Source organism: Lacibacterium aquatile (assembly GCF_042683105.1).
GTDB classification, from domain to species: domain Bacteria; phylum Pseudomonadota; class Alphaproteobacteria; order Elsterales; family Elsteraceae; genus Lacibacterium; species Lacibacterium aquatile.
In genome coordinates this window covers 155,486-173,396 of the sequence record NZ_JBHUIP010000001.1, presented here as the reverse complement: position 1 = coordinate 173,396, position 17,911 = coordinate 155,486, and the positions used below count along the sequence as shown (strand labels likewise).

Annotated in this window: 19 protein-coding genes; 11 read left to right on the top strand and 8 right to left on the bottom strand. The window is 63.4% G+C overall.

The features are described 5' to 3' along the window. Positions 1-225, bottom strand: coding sequence for a YgaP family membrane protein (locus ACFSM5_RS00870; protein WP_379874152.1), 225 nt, complete (start codon positions 223-225; stop codon positions 1-3). 305 nt (positions 226-530) lie between these two features. On the opposite strand from ACFSM5_RS00870, the gene ACFSM5_RS00865 reads away from it, so the two are divergent. Both ACFSM5_RS00865 and prfH read left to right on the top strand, forming a co-directional pair. Then, positions 531-1,730 carry an RNA ligase RtcB family protein gene (locus ACFSM5_RS00865; protein WP_379874149.1) on the top strand — a complete coding sequence of 400 codons (1,200 nt, stop codon included), beginning with the start codon at positions 531-533 and terminating at the stop codon, positions 1,728-1,730. Next, on the top strand, positions 1,727-2,344 hold the full coding sequence (gene prfH / locus ACFSM5_RS00860) for a peptide chain release factor H (protein ID WP_379874146.1): 618 nt from the start codon (positions 1,727-1,729) through the stop codon (positions 2,342-2,344). Before ACFSM5_RS00865 ends, prfH begins: the two co-directional genes overlap by 4 nt. Here prfH and ACFSM5_RS00855 read toward each other — a convergent pair. Further along, positions 2,341-3,048: a glutathione S-transferase family protein gene (locus tag ACFSM5_RS00855; RefSeq protein WP_379874143.1), complete on the bottom strand. Its 708-nt coding sequence runs from the start codon at positions 3,046-3,048 to the stop codon at positions 2,341-2,343. The two genes, prfH and ACFSM5_RS00855, sit on opposite strands and share 4 nt — an antisense overlap. Positions 3,049-3,169: 121 nt before the next feature. On the opposite strand from ACFSM5_RS00855, the gene ACFSM5_RS00850 reads away from it, so the two are divergent. Both ACFSM5_RS00850 and ACFSM5_RS00845 read left to right on the top strand, forming a co-directional pair. Then, a complete protein-coding gene (locus ACFSM5_RS00850) occupies positions 3,170-4,057 on the top strand; it encodes a LysR substrate-binding domain-containing protein (RefSeq protein WP_379874140.1) in 888 nt (295 codons plus the stop codon). Between the two features lie 39 nt (positions 4,058-4,096). Beyond that, on the top strand, positions 4,097-4,489 hold the full coding sequence (locus ACFSM5_RS00845) for a GFA family protein (RefSeq protein WP_379874138.1): 393 nt from the start codon (positions 4,097-4,099) through the stop codon (positions 4,487-4,489). Here the strand turns inward: ACFSM5_RS00845 and ACFSM5_RS00840 are convergent. Beyond that, positions 4,486-5,196, bottom strand: a complete 711-nt coding sequence (locus tag ACFSM5_RS00840) for a TetR/AcrR family transcriptional regulator (RefSeq protein ID WP_379874136.1) — start codon at positions 5,194-5,196, stop codon at positions 4,486-4,488. The genes ACFSM5_RS00845 and ACFSM5_RS00840 overlap by 4 nt on opposite strands. A 142-nt stretch (positions 5,197-5,338) precedes the next feature. Here ACFSM5_RS00840 and ACFSM5_RS00835 point away from each other — a divergent pair, with 142 nt between their 5' ends. The 3 genes from ACFSM5_RS00835 (at position 5,339) to ACFSM5_RS00825 (ending at position 9,372) form a co-directional block, all read left to right on the top strand. Continuing rightward, complete coding sequence (locus ACFSM5_RS00835; RefSeq protein WP_379874134.1) at positions 5,339-6,484, top strand: HlyD family secretion protein; 1,146 nt, start codon at positions 5,339-5,341, stop codon at positions 6,482-6,484. 11 nt (positions 6,485-6,495) lie between these two features. Continuing rightward, entirely contained in the window at positions 6,496-8,070 is a 1,575-nt protein-coding gene (locus ACFSM5_RS00830) for a DHA2 family efflux MFS transporter permease subunit (RefSeq protein WP_379874131.1), read from the top strand. 153 nt (positions 8,071-8,223) lie between these two features. Next, positions 8,224-9,372 carry an aminotransferase class V-fold PLP-dependent enzyme gene (locus ACFSM5_RS00825; protein WP_379874128.1) on the top strand — a complete coding sequence of 383 codons (1,149 nt, stop codon included), beginning with the start codon at positions 8,224-8,226 and terminating at the stop codon, positions 9,370-9,372. Between the two features lie 178 nt (positions 9,373-9,550). On the opposite strand, the gene ACFSM5_RS00820 is transcribed toward ACFSM5_RS00825, so the two are convergent. Beyond that, entirely contained in the window at positions 9,551-10,030 is a 480-nt protein-coding gene (locus ACFSM5_RS00820) for an OsmC family protein (protein ID WP_379874125.1), read from the bottom strand. Positions 10,031-10,104: 74 nt separating this feature from the next. On the opposite strand from ACFSM5_RS00820, the gene ACFSM5_RS00815 reads away from it, so the two are divergent. From ACFSM5_RS00815 to ACFSM5_RS00800, 4 genes are all read left to right on the top strand, one after another. Then, positions 10,105-11,700 carry an ABC transporter substrate-binding protein gene (locus ACFSM5_RS00815; protein ID WP_379874122.1) on the top strand — a complete coding sequence of 532 codons (1,596 nt, stop codon included), beginning with the start codon at positions 10,105-10,107 and terminating at the stop codon, positions 11,698-11,700. After that, complete coding sequence (locus ACFSM5_RS00810; protein ID WP_379874119.1) at positions 11,697-12,869, top strand: M20 family metallopeptidase; 1,173 nt, start codon at positions 11,697-11,699, stop codon at positions 12,867-12,869. The genes ACFSM5_RS00815 and ACFSM5_RS00810 overlap by 4 nt, the downstream gene beginning before the upstream one ends. Positions 12,870-12,875: 6 nt before the next feature. Beyond that, entirely contained in the window at positions 12,876-13,340 is a 465-nt protein-coding gene (locus ACFSM5_RS00805) for an SRPBCC family protein (protein ID WP_379874116.1), read from the top strand. 80 nt (positions 13,341-13,420) lie between these two features. After that, positions 13,421-13,585 carry a hypothetical protein gene (locus ACFSM5_RS00800; protein ID WP_379874113.1) on the top strand — a complete coding sequence of 55 codons (165 nt, stop codon included), beginning with the start codon at positions 13,421-13,423 and terminating at the stop codon, positions 13,583-13,585. A gap of 126 nt (positions 13,586-13,711) precedes the next feature. Here the strand turns inward: ACFSM5_RS00800 and urtE are convergent, their stop codons facing one another. The 4 genes from urtE to urtB are packed head-to-tail and all read right to left on the bottom strand — an operon-like array spanning position 13,712 to position 17,838. Beyond that, positions 13,712-14,407, bottom strand: a complete 696-nt coding sequence (gene urtE / locus ACFSM5_RS00795; protein ID WP_379874111.1) for an urea ABC transporter ATP-binding subunit UrtE — start codon at positions 14,405-14,407, stop codon at positions 13,712-13,714. Between the two features lie 4 nt (positions 14,408-14,411). Continuing rightward, positions 14,412-15,188 carry an urea ABC transporter ATP-binding protein UrtD gene (gene urtD, locus ACFSM5_RS00790; protein ID WP_379874109.1) on the bottom strand — a complete coding sequence of 259 codons (777 nt, stop codon included), beginning with the start codon at positions 15,186-15,188 and terminating at the stop codon, positions 14,412-14,414. Next, positions 15,181-16,272, bottom strand: coding sequence for an urea ABC transporter permease subunit UrtC (gene urtC / locus ACFSM5_RS00785; protein ID WP_379874107.1), 1,092 nt, complete (start codon positions 16,270-16,272; stop codon positions 15,181-15,183). The genes urtD and urtC overlap by 8 nt, the downstream gene beginning before the upstream one ends. A gap of 3 nt (positions 16,273-16,275) precedes the next feature. After that, positions 16,276-17,838, bottom strand: coding sequence for an urea ABC transporter permease subunit UrtB (gene urtB / locus ACFSM5_RS00780; RefSeq protein ID WP_379874105.1), 1,563 nt, complete (start codon positions 17,836-17,838; stop codon positions 16,276-16,278). Between the last annotated feature and the right edge of the window lie 73 nt (positions 17,839-17,911).

Sequence of the window (17,911 nt, the reverse complement as noted above, 5' to 3'; positions counted from 1 at the left end):
TTATTTACTCCTGTCGAGGCGTCGGCCGACCAAAGCGCAGGCCGGGCAGAAACCGATCAGGCCGGACAGCAGCATTCCAAAGGCGCCCGCCGCGATGACCCAGCCCCAGGGCGCAGGAGCCAGCAGCGGAGCGCCCAGGATAGCGGCGCCCCCCAGCAGAACCCGCAGCAGCCGCTCCCAACCGGGGAGATTCTTTGCATAAAAGGCGCTCTTCACAAAAGACATGCTTCTTCCTCCAGAAAGCGGGACAAGCCCCGCAGAAAGGAAGAGGCGGCGATTTCGAAAAAGGGTTCGCGGAGGCCGTGAAATTTTCAGCGACTTGTCAGACCATCGCAAGTTGTGTATCACACGGCCACCATTTCTCTTTGCCAGGAGGCACCGATGCGCTGCATTGCGATCACTGCCGCCTCCCGTTTTTCGGAAGGCAACTGACGCCCTTCTGCCGTTAGGCACAAGCGCGGTCGGATTATGACGAAGCAAGCCTGCTGGCTGCTTCGATCGTATTTTTCTGCCTTGGAATTAAAGAAGAAATGGGCAATCCCATTATTGTTGAGCGGGGACCGGGTGTCCGCGTGGTGGCGTCGCCGTCGACCTGGATCGAGGGCGAGGCTTTGCGCCAATTGGATCAGACCGCAACCCTGCCCGGCATGCGGCAGACGGTCGGCATGCCGGACCTCCATCCCGGCAAGGGCAATCCGGTGGGGGCGGCGTTCCTGTCGGAGGGGCTGTTCTATCCCGCGCTGGTGGGCAGCGATATCGGCTGCGGCATGTCGCTATGGCAGAGCGATCTGCCGGTCAAAAAGGCTCGGCCCGATAAGCTGGCCGCGCGCCTGGAGGGGCTTGATACCCCTTGGGAGGGGGATATCGCCGCTTGGTTGGCAGAACGTGATCTGCCGAGCGGCGAGTTCGACGACAGCCTGGGCACCCCTGGTTTCGGCAATCATTTTGCCGAGATCCAGGCGGTGCACAGCATTGAGGATGCCGGGCGTTTCGCCGCCAGTGGCCTCGATGCCGATAGCCTCTGCGTGCTGGTTCATACCGGCTCGCGCGGGTTGGGGGAGGCAATTCTGCGCCGCCATCTGACGGCTCATGGCGCTGGGGGCGTTGCTGAGGGAAGCGAGGCCGCGTCTGCCTATCTTACTGCCCATGATCAGGCGGTGCGGTGGGCGGAGGCCAATCGCGATCTGGTGGCGCATCGTGTGCTGACCGCCATCGGGGCCAAGGGGCGCCGTCTGCTGGATGTCTGTCACAATGGCGTGACAGCGTCCTGTGGCTGCTGGCTGCATCGCAAGGGGGCGGCGCCGTCGGACAAGGGACTGGTGGTGATCCCCGGATCGCGCGGGGCCTTGAGCTACCTCGTCGATCCCGTTCGCGAGCGGGAGGAGGCACTCTGGTCGCTCGCCCATGGTGCCGGTCGCAAGATGGCGCGCCATGAAGCCAAGGGCAAACTCCGCAACCTCTATCGCCGCGAGGATCTGGACCGCAACGCCTATGGCGGCCGGATCGTCTGCGGCAGCGAGCAACTCCTGTGGGAGGAGGCACCGGAGGCTTACAAGGACGTCGATCAGGTGGTCGGGGATCTGGCGGATGCCGGATTATTGACCATCGTCGCGGCCTTCCGCCCGCTGGTCACCTTCAAGGCGTCCAGCCAGCAGTCGAGCGGCCGGGAAAAGGCCGCCGAGCATCGCAATCGTCGGGAACACCGCAAGCTGAAGGAGCAGTCGCGATGACATGGCTGCTTTTTACGGCCGGGCGCGGTCCGGGCGAGTGTGAGGTGGCGGTCGTTGGCCTGCTGCGGGCGATGGAGAGGGAGGCCAAGGCTGCCGATATTGCCGTCACTATGCTGGAGGAGGAGGGTGGTCCGCATGGTCTGCTCTCCGCCCTCGTCAGCCTGGACGGGGAACAGGTGGACGCTTTTGCGCATTCCTGGGAGGGGAGCGTGCTGTGGATATGCCCCAGTGCTTTGCGGCCGAGCCACCGGCGCAAGAACTGGTTCGTGGGCGTAACCCGGCTCGCTCCGCCGCCGCCCGCCCAGGCGATGCGGACGGAGGATCTGGTGTTTGAAGCCTGTCGCGCCTCGGGTCCGGGCGGTCAGCATGTCAACAAGACCAACTCCGCCGTGCGTCTGACCCACCGGCCCAGCGGCGTGAGTGTGCTGGCACAGGAGGAGAGGTCGCAGCATCGCAACCGTGCGCTGGCAACCGCCCGGCTCTGGGCCCTGCTCAGTGAACGGGAGGCACAGACACGGCAGGATGCCGCGACCGAGCGTTGGCGCAATCACGCCGACCTCGAACGCGGCAATCCCATCCGCACCTACAAGGGGCCTGACTTCGTCAGAGCCTAGGCCGCCTGTCGGCTTGCCAGGATCTCCGCAAGGCTGACGTGCCCCTTGAACTGACCGACACTCGTCGCTGCTTCTTCATGCTCGATGGCCTGAGCGAAGCGGACGGCGGGGTCGGCTTCCAGCTTGGTCCGCAGGCGATCCAGTCCCGGATAGTCGCGGCGGTCGATGGCCTGATGGAAATCGGCCCAGCGGGCGATCCCGATGAAATAGGCATCCGCCTGCGAGCGTTGCTTGCCCAAAAGCCACTCGTTATCGCCGAGCATCTTTTCCAGCATCGCGTGGGTCTTGGCGACCTTGCCTTTGCCATAGGCGGTCAGGATCTTCTTCTCGACGCTACCTTCGGTGGTATGTTCGAACGCATACCAAAGCGGGGCAAAGGCGTTGAAGAAGCTGGTGTTGAGATAGGCCAGCATGGCGTTCTGCCGGTCGAACTCCGCCGTCCCTTGCGCAAATCCCCGCCCATCCGCGACGCTCAAGCCGTTGATGTGATTGAGGATTGCCATGCTCTCGTTCAGCAGGTCGCCGCGTGCCGTCAAAAGCGTGGGCGTCTCGCCGACCGGATTGATTGCGCGGTAAACCTCGCCCGACACTTCCTCGGGCATGCCGATGCGGCTGAGGCGGTAGGGAATGCCCGACCATTCGAGGGCGACGATGGTGCCAAAGGAACAGCCTTCCGGCACGCCGTAGAAAAGGATCGGATCCATGAGTGATCTCCTGTGGACGACAGCGGGATGCCGTCGTGTTGAGGAATATTTAAAATCATGGACTTTGGTCCGGTAGTCGCCGATTTTACGACTTATCGTCCACATATATGGACATTGAGCGATGCTGAATCTGAACGACCTGCAGTATTTTGTCCGCGCGGTGGAGCAGGGCGGGTTTGCCGCTGCCGGGCGCCTGTTGCGGCTGCCGAAGTCCACCCTGTCGAAGCGGGTGGCGGAACTGGAGGCGAGCCTCGGCGCGCGATTGATCGAGCGGAGTTCGCGCAGCTTCGTGCTGACCGACGTGGGCCGCGATTTCTATGACCATGCCCGCGCGGCTCTGATCGAGGCGGAAAGTGCGGAGGCTGCCGTTCGCTCGCGTCTGGCTGAACCCAGCGGGACTGTCCGGCTGACGGCGTCGGTGCCGACCACGCAATATTATCTGGCCGATCATCTGCCGGATCTGGCCCGCGCCTATCCCCGGCTGCGCCTGGAGGTCCATGCGACAGACCGTTTTGTCGACCTGGTGCAGGAAGGCTTCGATATCGCCCTGCGCGCCCATTTCGCGCCACTACCCGATTCGTCGCTGCTGCAACGGGTACTGGGGACTGATCCCATCTGGCTGGTGGCATCGCCGGACTATCTGGTGGCACGCGGGACGCCGACGGAACCGGGGCAGCTGGCAGAGCATGATGGCATTCTGACGGCCCCGGCCAATACGCAATGGCGCCTGTCGGGGCAGCTCGGTGAAACCACGGTGACACCGCAGGTCAGGATGGTGGCGGATGAGTCGCGGGTTCTGATGGAGGCAGCGGCAGGGGGGCTGGGGATTACTTGCCTGCCCAAAAGCATTTGCCGCGCCCATCTCCAGCAGGGGCGGCTGGTCCAGGTTCTGCCGGAGTGGCAGGTGGGAGGGGTCACGACCAGTTTGCTGATGCCGCAGAAGCGTCACCAATTGCCGGGCGTGCGGGCGGTGGCGGACTTCCTCTATCAGCGGCTTGGCGGGAACTAGAGGGCCTGTCCGCTTTAGATAGGCTGAAGGAGAGGCGCGATGGAAAAGGTTACAGGCGGTTGCCAATGCGGGAACGTCCGGCTTGTCGCGACAGGGCGGCCCTACCGGGTGGGGATGTGCCACTGCCTCGATTGCCGCAAGCACCATGGGGCGCTGTTCAATGCCTCGGCGATTTTCCCCGAAGAGGCGGTGACGATTGACGGCGAAACCCGCGATTATGAGGGGCGCCATTTCTGCCCGCGCTGCGGCTCGTCGGTTTTTGCCCGCTCGGGTGATGAGGTCGAGGTGAATCTGGGGTCGCTGGATGCGGCCGATCAGTTCGTGCCGACCTATGAGGGCTGGATCGTGCGCCGGGAATCCTGGCTGCCGCGTTTCCCCTTAAAGCATCGCTATTTCCATGACCGCGAGGAAAGCGACCGCTTCGAGGATTAAGCCCGGTAGGCGGCGAGGAAAACCCGGACGGCGCCATCGGCATAGGCGTGCAGGGTCTCTTCGGAAACCTTGCTGTCGATGCCAAGCATCAGGCGGCGCAGATTGCGGGCCTGGACCAGTTCGAAGAACTGATAGGCCGCCATCTCGGTGTCCTCGATCTTCAGGCGCCCGTTGGTGACTTCAGCGTCGAAATAGGCCGTCATGAACTCGATGCCGCGCCCAAGACCGCTCTGAAACACCATCAGGCCGATCTCCGGGAACTTCTCGGCCGCGCTGAAGACGAGGCGGATCAGCGAGATATGTTCGGGATTGACCAGCTTGCGCAGAATGCTGCGCGCGAAGGTCCGCAAGGTTTCATCGATATCGGGATGACTGGGGTCGGGGGGCAGAATGCGTTCGGCCTGGCGCATCTTCAACTCGTCCACCATCGCGGCGAACAGGCCTTCCTTGCTCTCAAAATAGACGTAGAGCGTGGGTTTGGAAACCTTCGCGGCATCGGCGATGTCGTTCATGCTGGCGCCGTCATAGCCCAGGCGTTTGAACACTTTCCAGGCGGCATCCAGGATCTTGGTGCGTTTAGCTGCCTGCGCAGTTTCCCGCTTGCTCGGCGCTGCTCCAAGGCAGACCGGCAGCTCAGGATGATCGAAGAACTTCGTGTCGTTCATGCCGCAGCGCACCAGAAAAAATTTACCGAACGGTTTAGTCATCTTGACCTTACCTGAAAACGGGTATATGTCAAATATGAAACCGAACGGTTTAGTAAATTTACTGTCCTGACGACGCCCATCCCCTCTGCCCAGAACCCGACAGAGTGCCTAGACGTCGCTTCGTGCTAGAGAAAGATCTGTCATGAGCGAGACTCAGACCCTGCGTCAGCCTGTCACCGGCGAACCCAAGCCTCAAAGCCCCGCAGCAACTTCCGCGCCGCCCAAGAAGCGCAAGATCGTCCTGCCGATTCTGCTGCTGGCGGGCCTGGGTGTCGGTGGCACCCTGGGCTGGAACTGGTGGAGCCATGGGCGCTTCATGCTGTCGACCGACGATGCCTATGTGCGCGCCGACATAACCCAGATCGCGGCCAAGGTTTCGGGCTATGTGACCGAACTTCCGGTGGGGGAGAATGCCTTCGTGAAGGCCGGGACGCTGCTCGCCCGGATCGACAATGGCGACTATAAGCTGGCGCGCGAGGCGGTACTGGGCAAGATCGCGACCCAGCAGGCGACTGTCGATCGGCTGGAATCGCAAAAGGCTGTGCAGCAGGCGACCATCGCCCAGGCGCAGGCGCAGATCTCGTCGGCCATGGCGGAAACCCGCCGCACCTCGGCCGATTATCAGCGCTATTTCCAACTTGCCAAGCAGGGCACCATTTCGCAGCAGCGCGCCGATACCGCCCTGTCGGATCGCGACCGCGCAACGGCAACTCTGCGATCGGCCCAGGCGGCGCTGGTGTCGGCGGAAGCGGCCATCGGGGTGCTGGATGCCCAGAAGCTGGAGGCGATCCGCCAGCTCGAACAGATGTCGACGGATGTCGCTAAGGCCGACCGCGATATCGGCTTCACCGAGATCCGGGCGCCGGTCGACGGCATTGTCGGCAATCGCGGTGTGGAACTGGGCGGCTTTGTGAATGCCGGTGGCCGGATCGCGGCGCTGGTCGCGACCCAGAGCCTGCATGTGGAAGCCAACCTCAAGGAAACCCAGGTCCGCGATGTGCGCGTCGGTCAGGAAGTGCGGGTCCATGTGGATGCGCTGCCCGACCATGACATCATCGGCCGTGTGGAGAGTGTCGCCCCGGCCTCGGGTGCGACCTTCAGCCTGCTGCCACCGGAAAATGCCACGGGCAATTTCACCAAGATCGTGCAGCGTGTGCCGGTCCGTATCGCCCTACCGCATGATGCCGAAACCCTGGCTTCCCTGCGCGCCGGTCTGTCGGTGGTGATCGAGATCGACAAGCGCGATGCGGGCAACCCAGCTGCCCTGGCTCAGTTGGCCCAGCACTAAGGTCCTTCATCATGGCACAAGCAGCCACAATGCCGACGGGGCGCCCCCTGGATGCCCCGGTGCCGACCCGTCGCGTCATCGCCTTTTTCGCGATGGTCGTCGGCATGTTCATGGCGATCCTGGATATCCAGATCGTCTCTGCCTCCCTGGCGGAAATCCAGGCGGGTCTGTCGGCCTCATCCGAGGAAATCGCCTGGGTTCAGACGAGTTACCTCATCGCCGAAGTGGTGATGATCCCGCTGTCCGGGTTCCTGGGCCGGGTTTTTTCAACGCGCTGGGTCTTCGCGGTCTCGGCGGCTGGCTTCACGTTGATGAGCGTCGCCTGTGGCCTGTCGACCTCCATCGAGGAGATGATCCTTTTCCGCGCGCTCCAGGGCTTCATCGGCGGCGGCATGATCCCGTCGGTCTTTGCCGCCAGCTTCTCGATCTTCCCGCCCTCCAAACGCTCGACCGTCACGCCGCTGATCGGCCTTGTGGCCACCTTGGCGCCGACCATCGGGCCGACCATCGGCGGCTATTTGACCGAGCTGATGTCCTGGCACTGGCTGTTTTTCATCAACATCATCCCCGGCATCATCGTCGCCCTGACCACCTTCAGCCTGATCGATTTCGACAAGCCCAACCTGAAGCTGCTGGAAAACTTCGACTGGTGGGGCCTGCTGTTCATGGCGATGTTCCTGGGCGGCGCCGAATATGTGCTGGAAGAGGGGCCGCTGAAGGATTGGTTCGACGAAGACATGGTGACGATTTTCACCGTGATCGCCGTCGGCGGTGGCATTGCCTTCTTTACCCGCATGTTCACGGCCAAGCAGCCGATTGTCGACTTGAGTGCCTTCAAGAACCCGAATTTCGCGATGGGCTGCCTGTTCTCCTTCGTGATGGGCATCGGACTCTATGGCCTGACCTATATGTATCCGCTCTACCTGGGGCGGGTGCGGCATTACTCGTCGTTGATGATCGGCGAGACGATGTTCCTGTCGGGCCTCTGCATGTTCCTGACCGCCCCGATCGCCGGGCGCCTGTCGACCAAGGTCGATCCCCGCTACATGCTGGCAATCGGCTTCGTCGGGTTCGCCATCGGCACCTATATCGCCAGCGGCGTCACCAAGGATTGGGACTTCTACGAACTGCTGTGGCCGCAGATCTTCCGCGGCGTGTCGCTGATGATCTGCATGATCCCGGTGTCGAACCTCGCCCTTGGCATGCTGCCGCCCGAACAGCTCAAGAATGCCTCCGGGCTTTATAACCTGATGCGCAATTTGGGCGGCGCGGTGGGGCTAGCCTCGATCAATACGATCATGAACAGCCGCTTTGATCTACATCTCGCCCGCCTGCACGAACAGGTGGATGCCAGCAGCGCGGCGGCCCAGCAGTGGCTGAATTCCCTGGCGCAGAAGTTCGCGGGCGGGGTCGATCCGCAGGCGATGGCGCTGAAGCAACTGACGGCAATGGTCCGGGCCGAGGCCTATGTCATGAGCTTCGGCGATGCCTTCATGGCGTTGACGATCCTGTGCGCCGCGCTGGTGCCGGTGGTGCTGATGGTCCGCAAGCCGCAGGCGCGGGCCGGGGGAGGCGGCGGCCACTAGAAGCCTACCCCCTTCTTGTGTTCGCCAACCCAACCGGCGCCTTCGACTTGATGTGAGGGCGCCGGTTCTTTCTTGTCCCAATACATTTTTGTCTGTTCCAGGCAGCAGGGGCTGCGATTATTTTCCGGGTCCACATGTTCTGTGGAGCCCCCGATGACCACCCTGATCCCTAGCCAGCGACAGCTTTTCGATATCCCGGAGGATATCGCCTACCTCAATAGCGCCTATATGGGCGCTTCGCCCCGCCCGGTGGTGGAGGCTGGCAATCGCGCCTCCCAGCGCAAGGCAATGCCCTGGCAGATCACGCCCGCCGACTTCTTCACGGATTCAGAAAAGGCCCGCAGTCTCTTTGCCCGGATGATCAATGCCGGGGCGGACGATATCGCGCTGGTGCCTGCCGTCTCCTACGGCATGGCGGTGGCAGCCAAAGTGCTGCCGATCAAAAGCGGTCAGCGCATCCTGACGCTCATCGAGCAATTTCCCTCCAATGTCTATCCCTGGCAGGACCTCGCGCGTCGCAAGGGCGCCGAGTGTGTCTCACTGCCCCGGCCCGCCGATGACGACTGGACGTCCGTGCTGCTGAGTGCCATCGATGCACAGACGGCCATTCTCGCGGTCCCCCATTGCCATTGGACCGACGGTGGGCTGGTCGATCTGGTGGCGGTGGGCGAGGCTTGCCGCAAGGTCGGTGCCGCGCTCTGCATCGATGCCACCCAATCGATGGGCGTGCTGCCGTTCGATGTGCAGCAGATCCAGCCGGATTTCGTCGCGGTCGGTGGCTATAAATGGCTGCTGGGGCCCTATAGCTATGGCTATCTCTATGTCGCCAAACGCTGGCAGGAGGCCGAACCGCTGGAGGAAACCTGGCTTGGCCGCCGCTATTCGGAAGATTTCTCCGGCCTCGTCAATTATCGCGAAGACTATCAGCCGGGCGCGCGCCGGTTCGATGCGGGGGGACGCAGCAACTTCGCCCTGACCCCGCCAGCGATTGCCGCGCTTGAACTGATGCTGGGCTGGGGCGCGGATAATCTCAGCGCTACTTTTGGCGCCCGCAACGATGCCATCGCGGCCCGGATGGAGGAGCGCTTCGGCCTCAAAAGCGTGCCGCGCCATCGCCGGGCGCCGCATTACTTAGGCCTGCGCTTCCCTGGCGAGGTTCCGGCCGACCTTCCCGCCAAGCTGGCAGCGGCCAAGGTCTATGTCAGCGTGCGCGGCAAGGCCATGCGGGTGACGCCCCATGTCTGGACCACTGAGGGTGATGTCGAGCGGCTGTTCGAGGTGATGGGGCAGGCGTTGGGGTAATGAAGGTCGTCATCCCGGGACTTGATCCCGGGATCTCCTCCGAGGCCGCATCAAGCAAGGGCTGTCATCCCGGACTAGATCCGGGATCTTGTGTAGACAAACCGCGTCGAGAAATTGGCCGGAGCCCGGCCACCGGAGATCCCGGGATCAAGTCCCGGGACGACGAGTTTAGGTGATGCTACACCCTAATCCAATCGATCTCCAGCTTCGTCCCCGCCGTTAGCAGCAGGCTATGCAGCGGGGAGAAGCGAGGCAGGTCTTCCTGCCACAGCGCCAGTTGCTCATCACTCGCATCGGTTCTGATCCGAACTGTCTGACGCACCTCCGGCCAGGCGTTCGGCAGGGCTTGCGCCAGCCAGACGCCCCGGCGGTCGAGGGTGGCGTCGGCGGTCACTTCCACATGATGGATGGCGAGGCCGTCGCGGCGTCCCAGGCGGCGCAGGATGATATTGGTCACGCCGATCAGGGCCGCGACGAAGGTTTCGGTCGGGGCGGCACCCTGGTCGGTGCCATCACGCTCGGGCGGTTCGTCGAGGATGATCTCATGGCCCCGGCACATCACATGGCTGCGGGCGTAGGTCGGGCAGTCGCCTGCCAGTTTCAGGGCGACCGGCCCCAGAAAAACCGGATCGATTTTCAACGTGCCGCGCGTCGCCATCACCTTGCTCCTCCTCAGTCCGTCCGCTAAGCTTACTGTATCGTTTAAGCACGCATAAAGCATGGGGGCAGGCAATGAAAAAGCGCACGTTTGGTAAGGGGTTTACGGTTGCACTTATGACCGGTGCGGCGCTGTTCATTGGAAGCGCACCGGCAGTAGCGCAGACCAGTTTCAAGTTCGCTGGGTCGGCCGACGTCGCGTCGATGGATCCGGCGGGCCGGTTCGAGATTTTCACCCTCGGTTTCCTGCATGCGATTTATGAGCCGCTGATCCGCTACAACAGCGATCTGAAGCTGGAACCGGCGCTGGCGACCAAATGGGAACAGCCCGATCCGACCACCTGGCGCTTCACCCTGCGCGACGGTGTGAAGTTCCATGACGGCACGCCCTTTACCGCCGAAGACGTCGCTTTCACCATCCTGCGCGGCAAAGCCGAAGGCTCGGCCATGATCCCGACGCTGGCGCTGGTGACCGATGCCGTGGCGGTGGATGCCAAGACGGTGGATCTGAAGCTGTCGCGCCCCTCGGCCACCATCCTCAACGATCTCGCTTTTGTGCTGATCATGAGCAAGAAGTGGGCGGAAGCGAACGGATCTGCGACCCCGACCAATCTGCGCGCCAACAAGCTGGTGCCTGCCCACACGCAAGCGATGGGGACCGGTCCCTATAAGCTGGTGGAGCGCGCGCCGGATGTGTCGACCGGCCTTGCCCGCAATGCCGACTGGTGGGACAAGCCTGCCAAGCCGCTGCCTGAAAAGATCGACTATAAGCCGATCAAGGCCGCGAGCACGCGGCTTGCGGCACTGCTGGGTGGCGAGATCGATTTTGTCGATCCGGTGCCGCTGCAGGATATCGCGCGGCTGAAATCGACAGCTGGTTTCACCGTCAGCCAAGCGCCCGAACTGCGTACCATGTTCCTCGGCATGGATCAGGCGCGGGACGAGCTGCTGGAAAGCAGCGTCAAGGGCAAGAATCCCTTCAAGGATATCAAGGTCCGTCAGGCCTTTTATCAGGCCATCGACGTGGAGGCCTTGAAGAGCCGCCTGATGGGCGGGGCGATCCAGCCGACCAATTCCATGATCGGTCCTGGCATCGTCGGCTATGACGCCAGCCTGGAGCCACGCTTGCCCGTCGATGTGGCGGCGGCCAAGAAGCTGATGACGGATGCGGGTTATGCGGACGGCTTCACGGTCGGGATGGATTGCCCGAACGACCGCTGGGTGAATGACGAACAGGTCTGTCAGGCGGTTGCCAGCATGCTGTCGCGCATCGGCGTGACGGTTCAGCTGCGCAGCCAGCCGGTCGGCCCGTTCCTGGGCAAGCTGTTCAAGAAGGAAACCAGCTTTTATCTACTGGGCTGGACGCCGGGGAACAACGACGCGCTGGACGTGCTCAAGCCGATCATGTCGCCGGCAGAGGGCGGCGCGGGCTTCTTCAACTTCGGTGGTTACAGCAATCCGAAGGTGACCGAGCTGATGAAGGCGGTGGAGGTCGAAACCGACACGGCTAAGCGCAATGCCATGATCTCGGAAGGGTTGAAGATCCACTCGACCGACATCGGCCATATCCCGCTTTATCGCCAATATACCAGTTGGGCCTACAAGAGCAGCGTCAGCGTCGTACAGCGCGCCGACGGTATCCTGCCCCTCTGGCAGGTGTCGGTTCAGTGAGGGCGCCGCTGCCGCTTGATGCCGTGCTGGGGCTGGCGAGCGATCTGATCCGCGCGCCCAGCCAAGGTGGCATCGATACGCCGGTCGCGGTGCTGGAAGTGGGGGCGAGGGCGCTGGGCGCCCTTGGCCTCGCACCCCGCCTGCTGGATGACGAGAATGGTCAGCCGGTCGCTTTGATGGCCGAGATCGAAGGCGGCAAGCCGGGACCGACTTGGGTTCTGAATGCCTGCATCGATACGGCGCCTGCCGGTGATCGCGGGGCCTGGAGCCTCGATCCCTTCGCCGGGGTGGTGAAGGATGGCTGGCTGTGGGGACGCGGGTCGGCCGACAGCAAGATCGCGGTCGCCAGCTTCTGTCATCTGGCGGCCGAGCTGGCGAAATCGAAAGACAGCTGGCATGGCAAACTGATCGTGCTGTTCGACGCGGACGAGCACACCGGCCGCTTTGGCGGTATCAAGCGTTTCATCAAGGAACGCCGGGATATCGGCGGCGTCATGGTCGGCTATCCCGAGAATGACATCGTCAATATCGGGGCGCGCGGCTTCTGGCGGGCGAAGATCGAGGTTTATGGCACCGCCCAGCATTCTGGCGCGGTTTCGCCGGTGCCGAAGAATGCCACAGTGAAGCTGGCCCGTCTGATCCAGGCCATCGACGCGGTGACGCCGCCGCCGCCGCCCGAAGGGGCGCCGTTCCCGCTGCCGCCCAAGCTGACGGTGACAGGGGTGGAAGGGGGCAGCGGATTTGCGATGGTGCCGAATGCGGCCTCGCTCAATCTCGACTTCCGCCTGACGCCCGCCTTCCAGGCGCCGGTCGCGCAGAAGCTGATCGAAGGGATCGTGGCCAAGCTCGACGCCGAAATCCCCAGCGAACGGCCCACCAAGATCGCCGCACTTGAAAGCTGGGGGGCCTATAAGCTGCCTGCCGATTCCCAGTTGGGAACGGCGCTGGTGGCCGGGGCGAGCCTTGCCGCCGGACGTCCTGTGCCGGGGGAGGTCTGCGGGCCATCGAATATCGGCAACTACCTCGCCGACCTCGGTATTCCGGCGACCTGCGGGTTCGGCGTGACCTGCAAGGGCGTGCATGGCGCGGACGAGCGGATCGAGATTGCCTCAATTCCGCTGGTTTGGGATGCCTATGGTCATGCGTTGGAGAAACTGCTGATCGGCTAGTCCCCCATGCCATCCCGCTTTATCGAGACGATGATCGACATCCCGGCGCCACCCCGCGTGGTCTGGGATGTCCTCACCGACTTTGCTTCATATCCCGAGTGGAACCCCTTTATCCGCCGAATCGATGGAGAGGCGGTCGATGGGCGCTCCATTCGGGTCTGGCTGAAGGCGCCGGGGCGGCCGACATTCAAGATCCGCCCGCGTCTGACGGCGATGGTGCCGCGTCAGGAAATGCGGTGGCTCGGTAGTTTCCTCGCGCCGGGGGTCTTTGACGGTGAACATTATTTCCGCCTGTTCCCCCATCCCGGCGGGACCCGGTTCGAGCATGGCGAGCAGTTCAACGGCATGCTGGTGTCGGTCCTGATGGGCAAGGGGATGCAGGCCGCGACGACACGCGGGTTCGAGGAAATGAACGAGGCGCTGTCAAAGCGCTGCGAATTGATCGAATCCAAAGTTTCTGTGACAGAATAAGGGCTTGTTCCGACACAATTTTGTCGTTGGCCCGTGGTGTGGGGTTCAGTGGTTAATTCTTCAAAGAGGGGAGAAAAACCATGAGCAGCAACACCGAGGGCGAAGTCCATCTCTATCGCTCCACGCGCTTCACCCGCCTGGATGCCGTGAAGATTCCACTCATCATGGCAATGCTGGCCCTGACCGCGTTGTTCGGCACGCCCGTGGTGCTGCTGTGGGTGAATGGGGCGTTTCTGACGTATTAGACCGTGCGTATGCTGTCATCCCGGGCATGACCCGGGATCCGGCCGAAGGTCGTTGCAAGGTAGGGGCGCCTGAAACCGGTCATAAGGGCGGCCGGATCCCGGCTCGAGGCCGGGATGACAGGGTTTTTAGACCGCCAGTTTCGCCCGCAATTCCTGCTCCGAGAACTCGTCGCGTTTGCCGGACAGGATGATCTGGCCGCGCTCCATGATCGCCAGCGTGTCGCCCAGTTCGCGCGCAAAATCGAGATATTGCTCGACCAGTAGGATCGCCATGGTGCCGCGATCCGCCAGCATCCGTAGAACCCGTCCGATATCCTTGATGATCGACGGCTGAATGCCTTCCGTCGGCTCGTCCAGGATCAGCAGTTTCGGCCGCATCACCAGCGCCCGCCCGATGGCGAGCTGCTGCTGCTGACCGCCCGACAGATCGCCGCCGCGACGGTTTTTCATATCGGCCAGCACCGGGAAAAGATCGAAAATCTCGTCCGGGATATAGCGGTCGGCGCGGGAAACGGCGGCATAGCCGGTCTGAAGATTTTCCAGCACCGTCAGGCGGGGGAAAATCTCGCGGCCTTGCGGCACCAGGGCGATGCCCTTGCGGGCGCGGTCGGCGGGTTTCATGGCCGCGATATCCTGGCCATCGAACTCCAGTTTGCCGGAGCGAATGCCCTGCAGCCCCATGAGCGCGCGCATGAGCGAGGTCTTGCCGACACCATTGCGGCCCAGCACGCAGGAGATCTTGCCCAGTTCGGCCGAGACGGAAACCCCGCGCAGAATATGGCTGGCACCGTAATAGAGCTGGATGTTTTCGGCGGTCAGCATCGCCTTATCTCCCAAGATAGACTTCGACGACACGTTGGTCAGCCTGCACGGCATCAAGCGTGCCTTCGGCTAGGACCGAGCCTTCGTGCAGGACGGTGACGCGCGCTCCCAGCGCCCGCACGAAGGTCATGTCATGTTCGACGACGACGATGGTGTGATGCCCGGCCAGCCGCAGCAGCAGGGCGGCGGTCGCCTCCGTCTCGCTATCGGTCATACCGGCGACCGGCTCGTCCAGCAGCAGCAGGCGCCCGTCCTGGATCAGCAGCATGCCGATTTCGAGCCACTGCTTCTGGCCATGGGAGAGCGATCCCGCCAGGATATGGCGGCGGTCGGTCAGGCCGACTTCCACCAGGACCGCCTCGATCCGCTCGGCAAGGCTCTTGGTGCGGCGGGCGGTCAGGGTCGGCCAGAGGCCGCGTGGGCCGGAGGCGGCAAGGTCGAGATTGTCCCAGACGCTCAAGGTTTCGAAGACCGTCGGCTTCTGGAACTTGCGGCCGATGCCCAGGGTGGCGATGGCGGCTTCGTCCAGCTTGGTCAGATCCACGGTGCCGTCGAACAGCACGTCGCCGGTATCGGGCCGGGTCTTGCCGGTGATGACGTCCATCATGGTCGTCTTGCCCGCGCCATTCGGCCCGATGATCGAGCGCATCTCGCCCGGTGCCAGCACCAGCGCCAGATTGTTCAAGGCGCGGAAGCCATCGAAGCTGACCGATACCCCATCCAGATAGAGCGCGGTTCCGGCGGCGACCTGGGAGGCGATGGAGAGAACGGCATCAGGCATGGGTTTTCTCCTCGACCGCTGTGGGCTCCACCGGCTTGGCGGCACGCTTGGGCAATTTCAGGCCGACCAGCCCCTTGGGCAGCAGCAGCGTCACCAGGATGAACAGTGCCCCCAGGGCAAAGGGCCAGAGATCGGGTGCTATGCCGGTCAGCCAGCTCTTGGCGCCGGCCAGGGTGACGGCGCCGACCACCGGGCCGATCAGGGTCCCACGGCCGCCCAGGGCCACCATGATCGCGATCTCGATGGAATTGGCGGGTGAGAATTCGGACGGGTTGATGATGCCGACCTGGGGGACATAGAGCGCGCCCGCCAAACCCGCCAGCATCGCCGACAGCACGAAGGCCGCGAGCTTGACGTTGGTGGCGGAATATCCCAGGAACCGCAGACGGCTTTCGGCATCGCGCACCGCTACCATGACGCGGCCCAGCTTGGATTGCCCCAGAGCCCAGGTCAGCAGGAGGCCGCCGCCCAAGGCCAGGACGCTTAGGATGAAGAAACCGACGCGGGTGCCGGGGTTCGAGAGCTCGAACCCGGCGATATCCTTGAAGTCGGTCAGGCCGTTATTGCCGCCGAACCCCATCTCGTTGCGGAAGAAAGCCAGCATCAGGGCATAGGTCATGGCCTGGGTGATGATGGAGAGATAGACCCCGGTGATGCGCGAGCGGAAGGCGAGGCCACCCAGCACAAAGGCCAGCAGACCCGGCACTACCAGCGCCATCAGCAGGGCGAACGGCAGGATATCGAAGCCAGACCAGTACCAGGGCAGTTCCTTCCAGTTCAGGAAGACCATGAAGTCCGGCAGGTTGGCGTTGCCGTAGGAGCCGCGCGTGCCGATGTTCCGCATCAGATGCATGCCCATGGCGTAACCGCCCAGCGCGAAGAAGGCGCCATGGCCCAGTGACAGCACCCCGCACTGACCCCAGACCAGATTGAGGGCGACGGCCAGCAGGGCGTAGCAGGCATATTTGCCAAACAGCGGGATCAGATAGTTCGGGATGATCCCCATACCGTTCAGGACCGGCACCAGCACGGCAATCCCGGCAAGAACCGCAAGGGTGAGAAGGAGAGGGCGGGACAAGGTCATGGCTTAGCTCTCCACCGACCGGCCTTTGAGGGCGAACAACCCGCGCGGCCTGCGCTGGATGAACAGAATGATGATGACCAGCACCAGGATCTTACCCAGCATCGCGCCTGCCATCGGCTCCAGCAGTTTGTTGACGAGGCCCAGGGACAGGGCGCCCGCGATGGTGCCCCAGAGGCTGCCGACCCCGCCGAAGACCACGACCATGAAGCTGTCGACGATGTAGGCCTGACCGAGGTTGGGCGAGACATTGCCGATCTGGCTCAAGGCGACACCGGCGATCCCGGCGATCCCCGATCCAAGCCCGAAGGTCAGGGCGTCGACCCGGCCGGTGCGGATGCCCATGGCGCTGGCCATCGGACGGTTCTGGGTGACGGCCCGCATCTGCAGACCCATGGCGGAGAACCGCATGATGGCGGCGAGTCCGGCGACGACCGCGACGGCGAACAGGATGATGACGAGGCGGTTCCAGGTCACGACCTGACCCGCGACGATCTCCATGCCGCCGGTCATCCAGGTCGGGTTGGCCACCTCCTTGTTGGGCGCACCGAAGATCGAGCGCACCGCCTGCTGCAGCGCGAGGCTCACGCCCCAGGTCGCGAGCAGGGTTTCGAGCGCGCGGCCATAAAGGAAGCGGATGATCCCGCGCTCGATGGCGATGCCGATGGCGCCTGCGACCAGGAAGGCGGCGGGCACTGCGACAGGCAGATACCAGTCGAGGAAGCTGGGCGGCAGATAGGTGCGGAAGACCTGCTGGACCACGTAGGTCGTATAGGCGCCGATCATGATCATCTCGCCATGGGCCATATTGATCACCCCCATCACGCCAAAGGTGATGGCAAGACCGCAGGCCGCCAGCAGCAGCACCGAACCAAGGCTCAGGCCTTGGAAGATATTCAGCCCGAAATAGACGAAGCTCAGACGGGTATCGATGGAAGCCAGTGCAGTGTCGATGGCCGTTTTGACCTGGGGGTTTTCCTCTGCTGCCAGACGGGTACGCAGCAGCCCTTGGGCGCGCGGGGTCGCCTGCTCGCCCAGGTTCTTCACGGCAGCGATCCGGCGGGCTGGGTCGGGATCGTTCAGTTCGACGATGGCGAGCGTGCTTTCGATCCGCTCCTTGATCGCCGGAACTGTCTCGGCGGCCAGGGCGGTGCGGAGCAGGGGAATGCTGTCGGGGGTCGGGCTGGCCTGGATCGCTTCGACCGCCGCCGTGCGGGCGGCGGGATCGCTGTCGAACAGGGCCAGACGGCCCATGGCGCCGCGCAGAACGCTGCGCACGCGGTTATTGAGCGGGATCGGTGCCGCACTATCGGTGACGGCTGCGCCGGTCAGGGCGTCCTTGCCATCAATCACCAGGGCTCCGGCGTCGGTTGCCTGGAGGTTCCCGTCCGACAGGGCCTTGAGGATTGGCAGAACCTTCGGGTGGCCACTGGCGGCCAGCGTCTCGATGGCGGACGCGCGCTCGGTAAAGCCGCCGGTCGCCAATTGCCGATAGGCGTCGTCGGCGCTTTGCGCGAAGGCGGGCTGGATCAGCATCAACAGCCCGAATATGAGCGAGAGCAGGCGCATGGCCGTCCCCTAAGCAACCAGTAACAACATTAGAAAATCCGGGGCGACGGTGATCGCCGCCCCGGGAGAACCG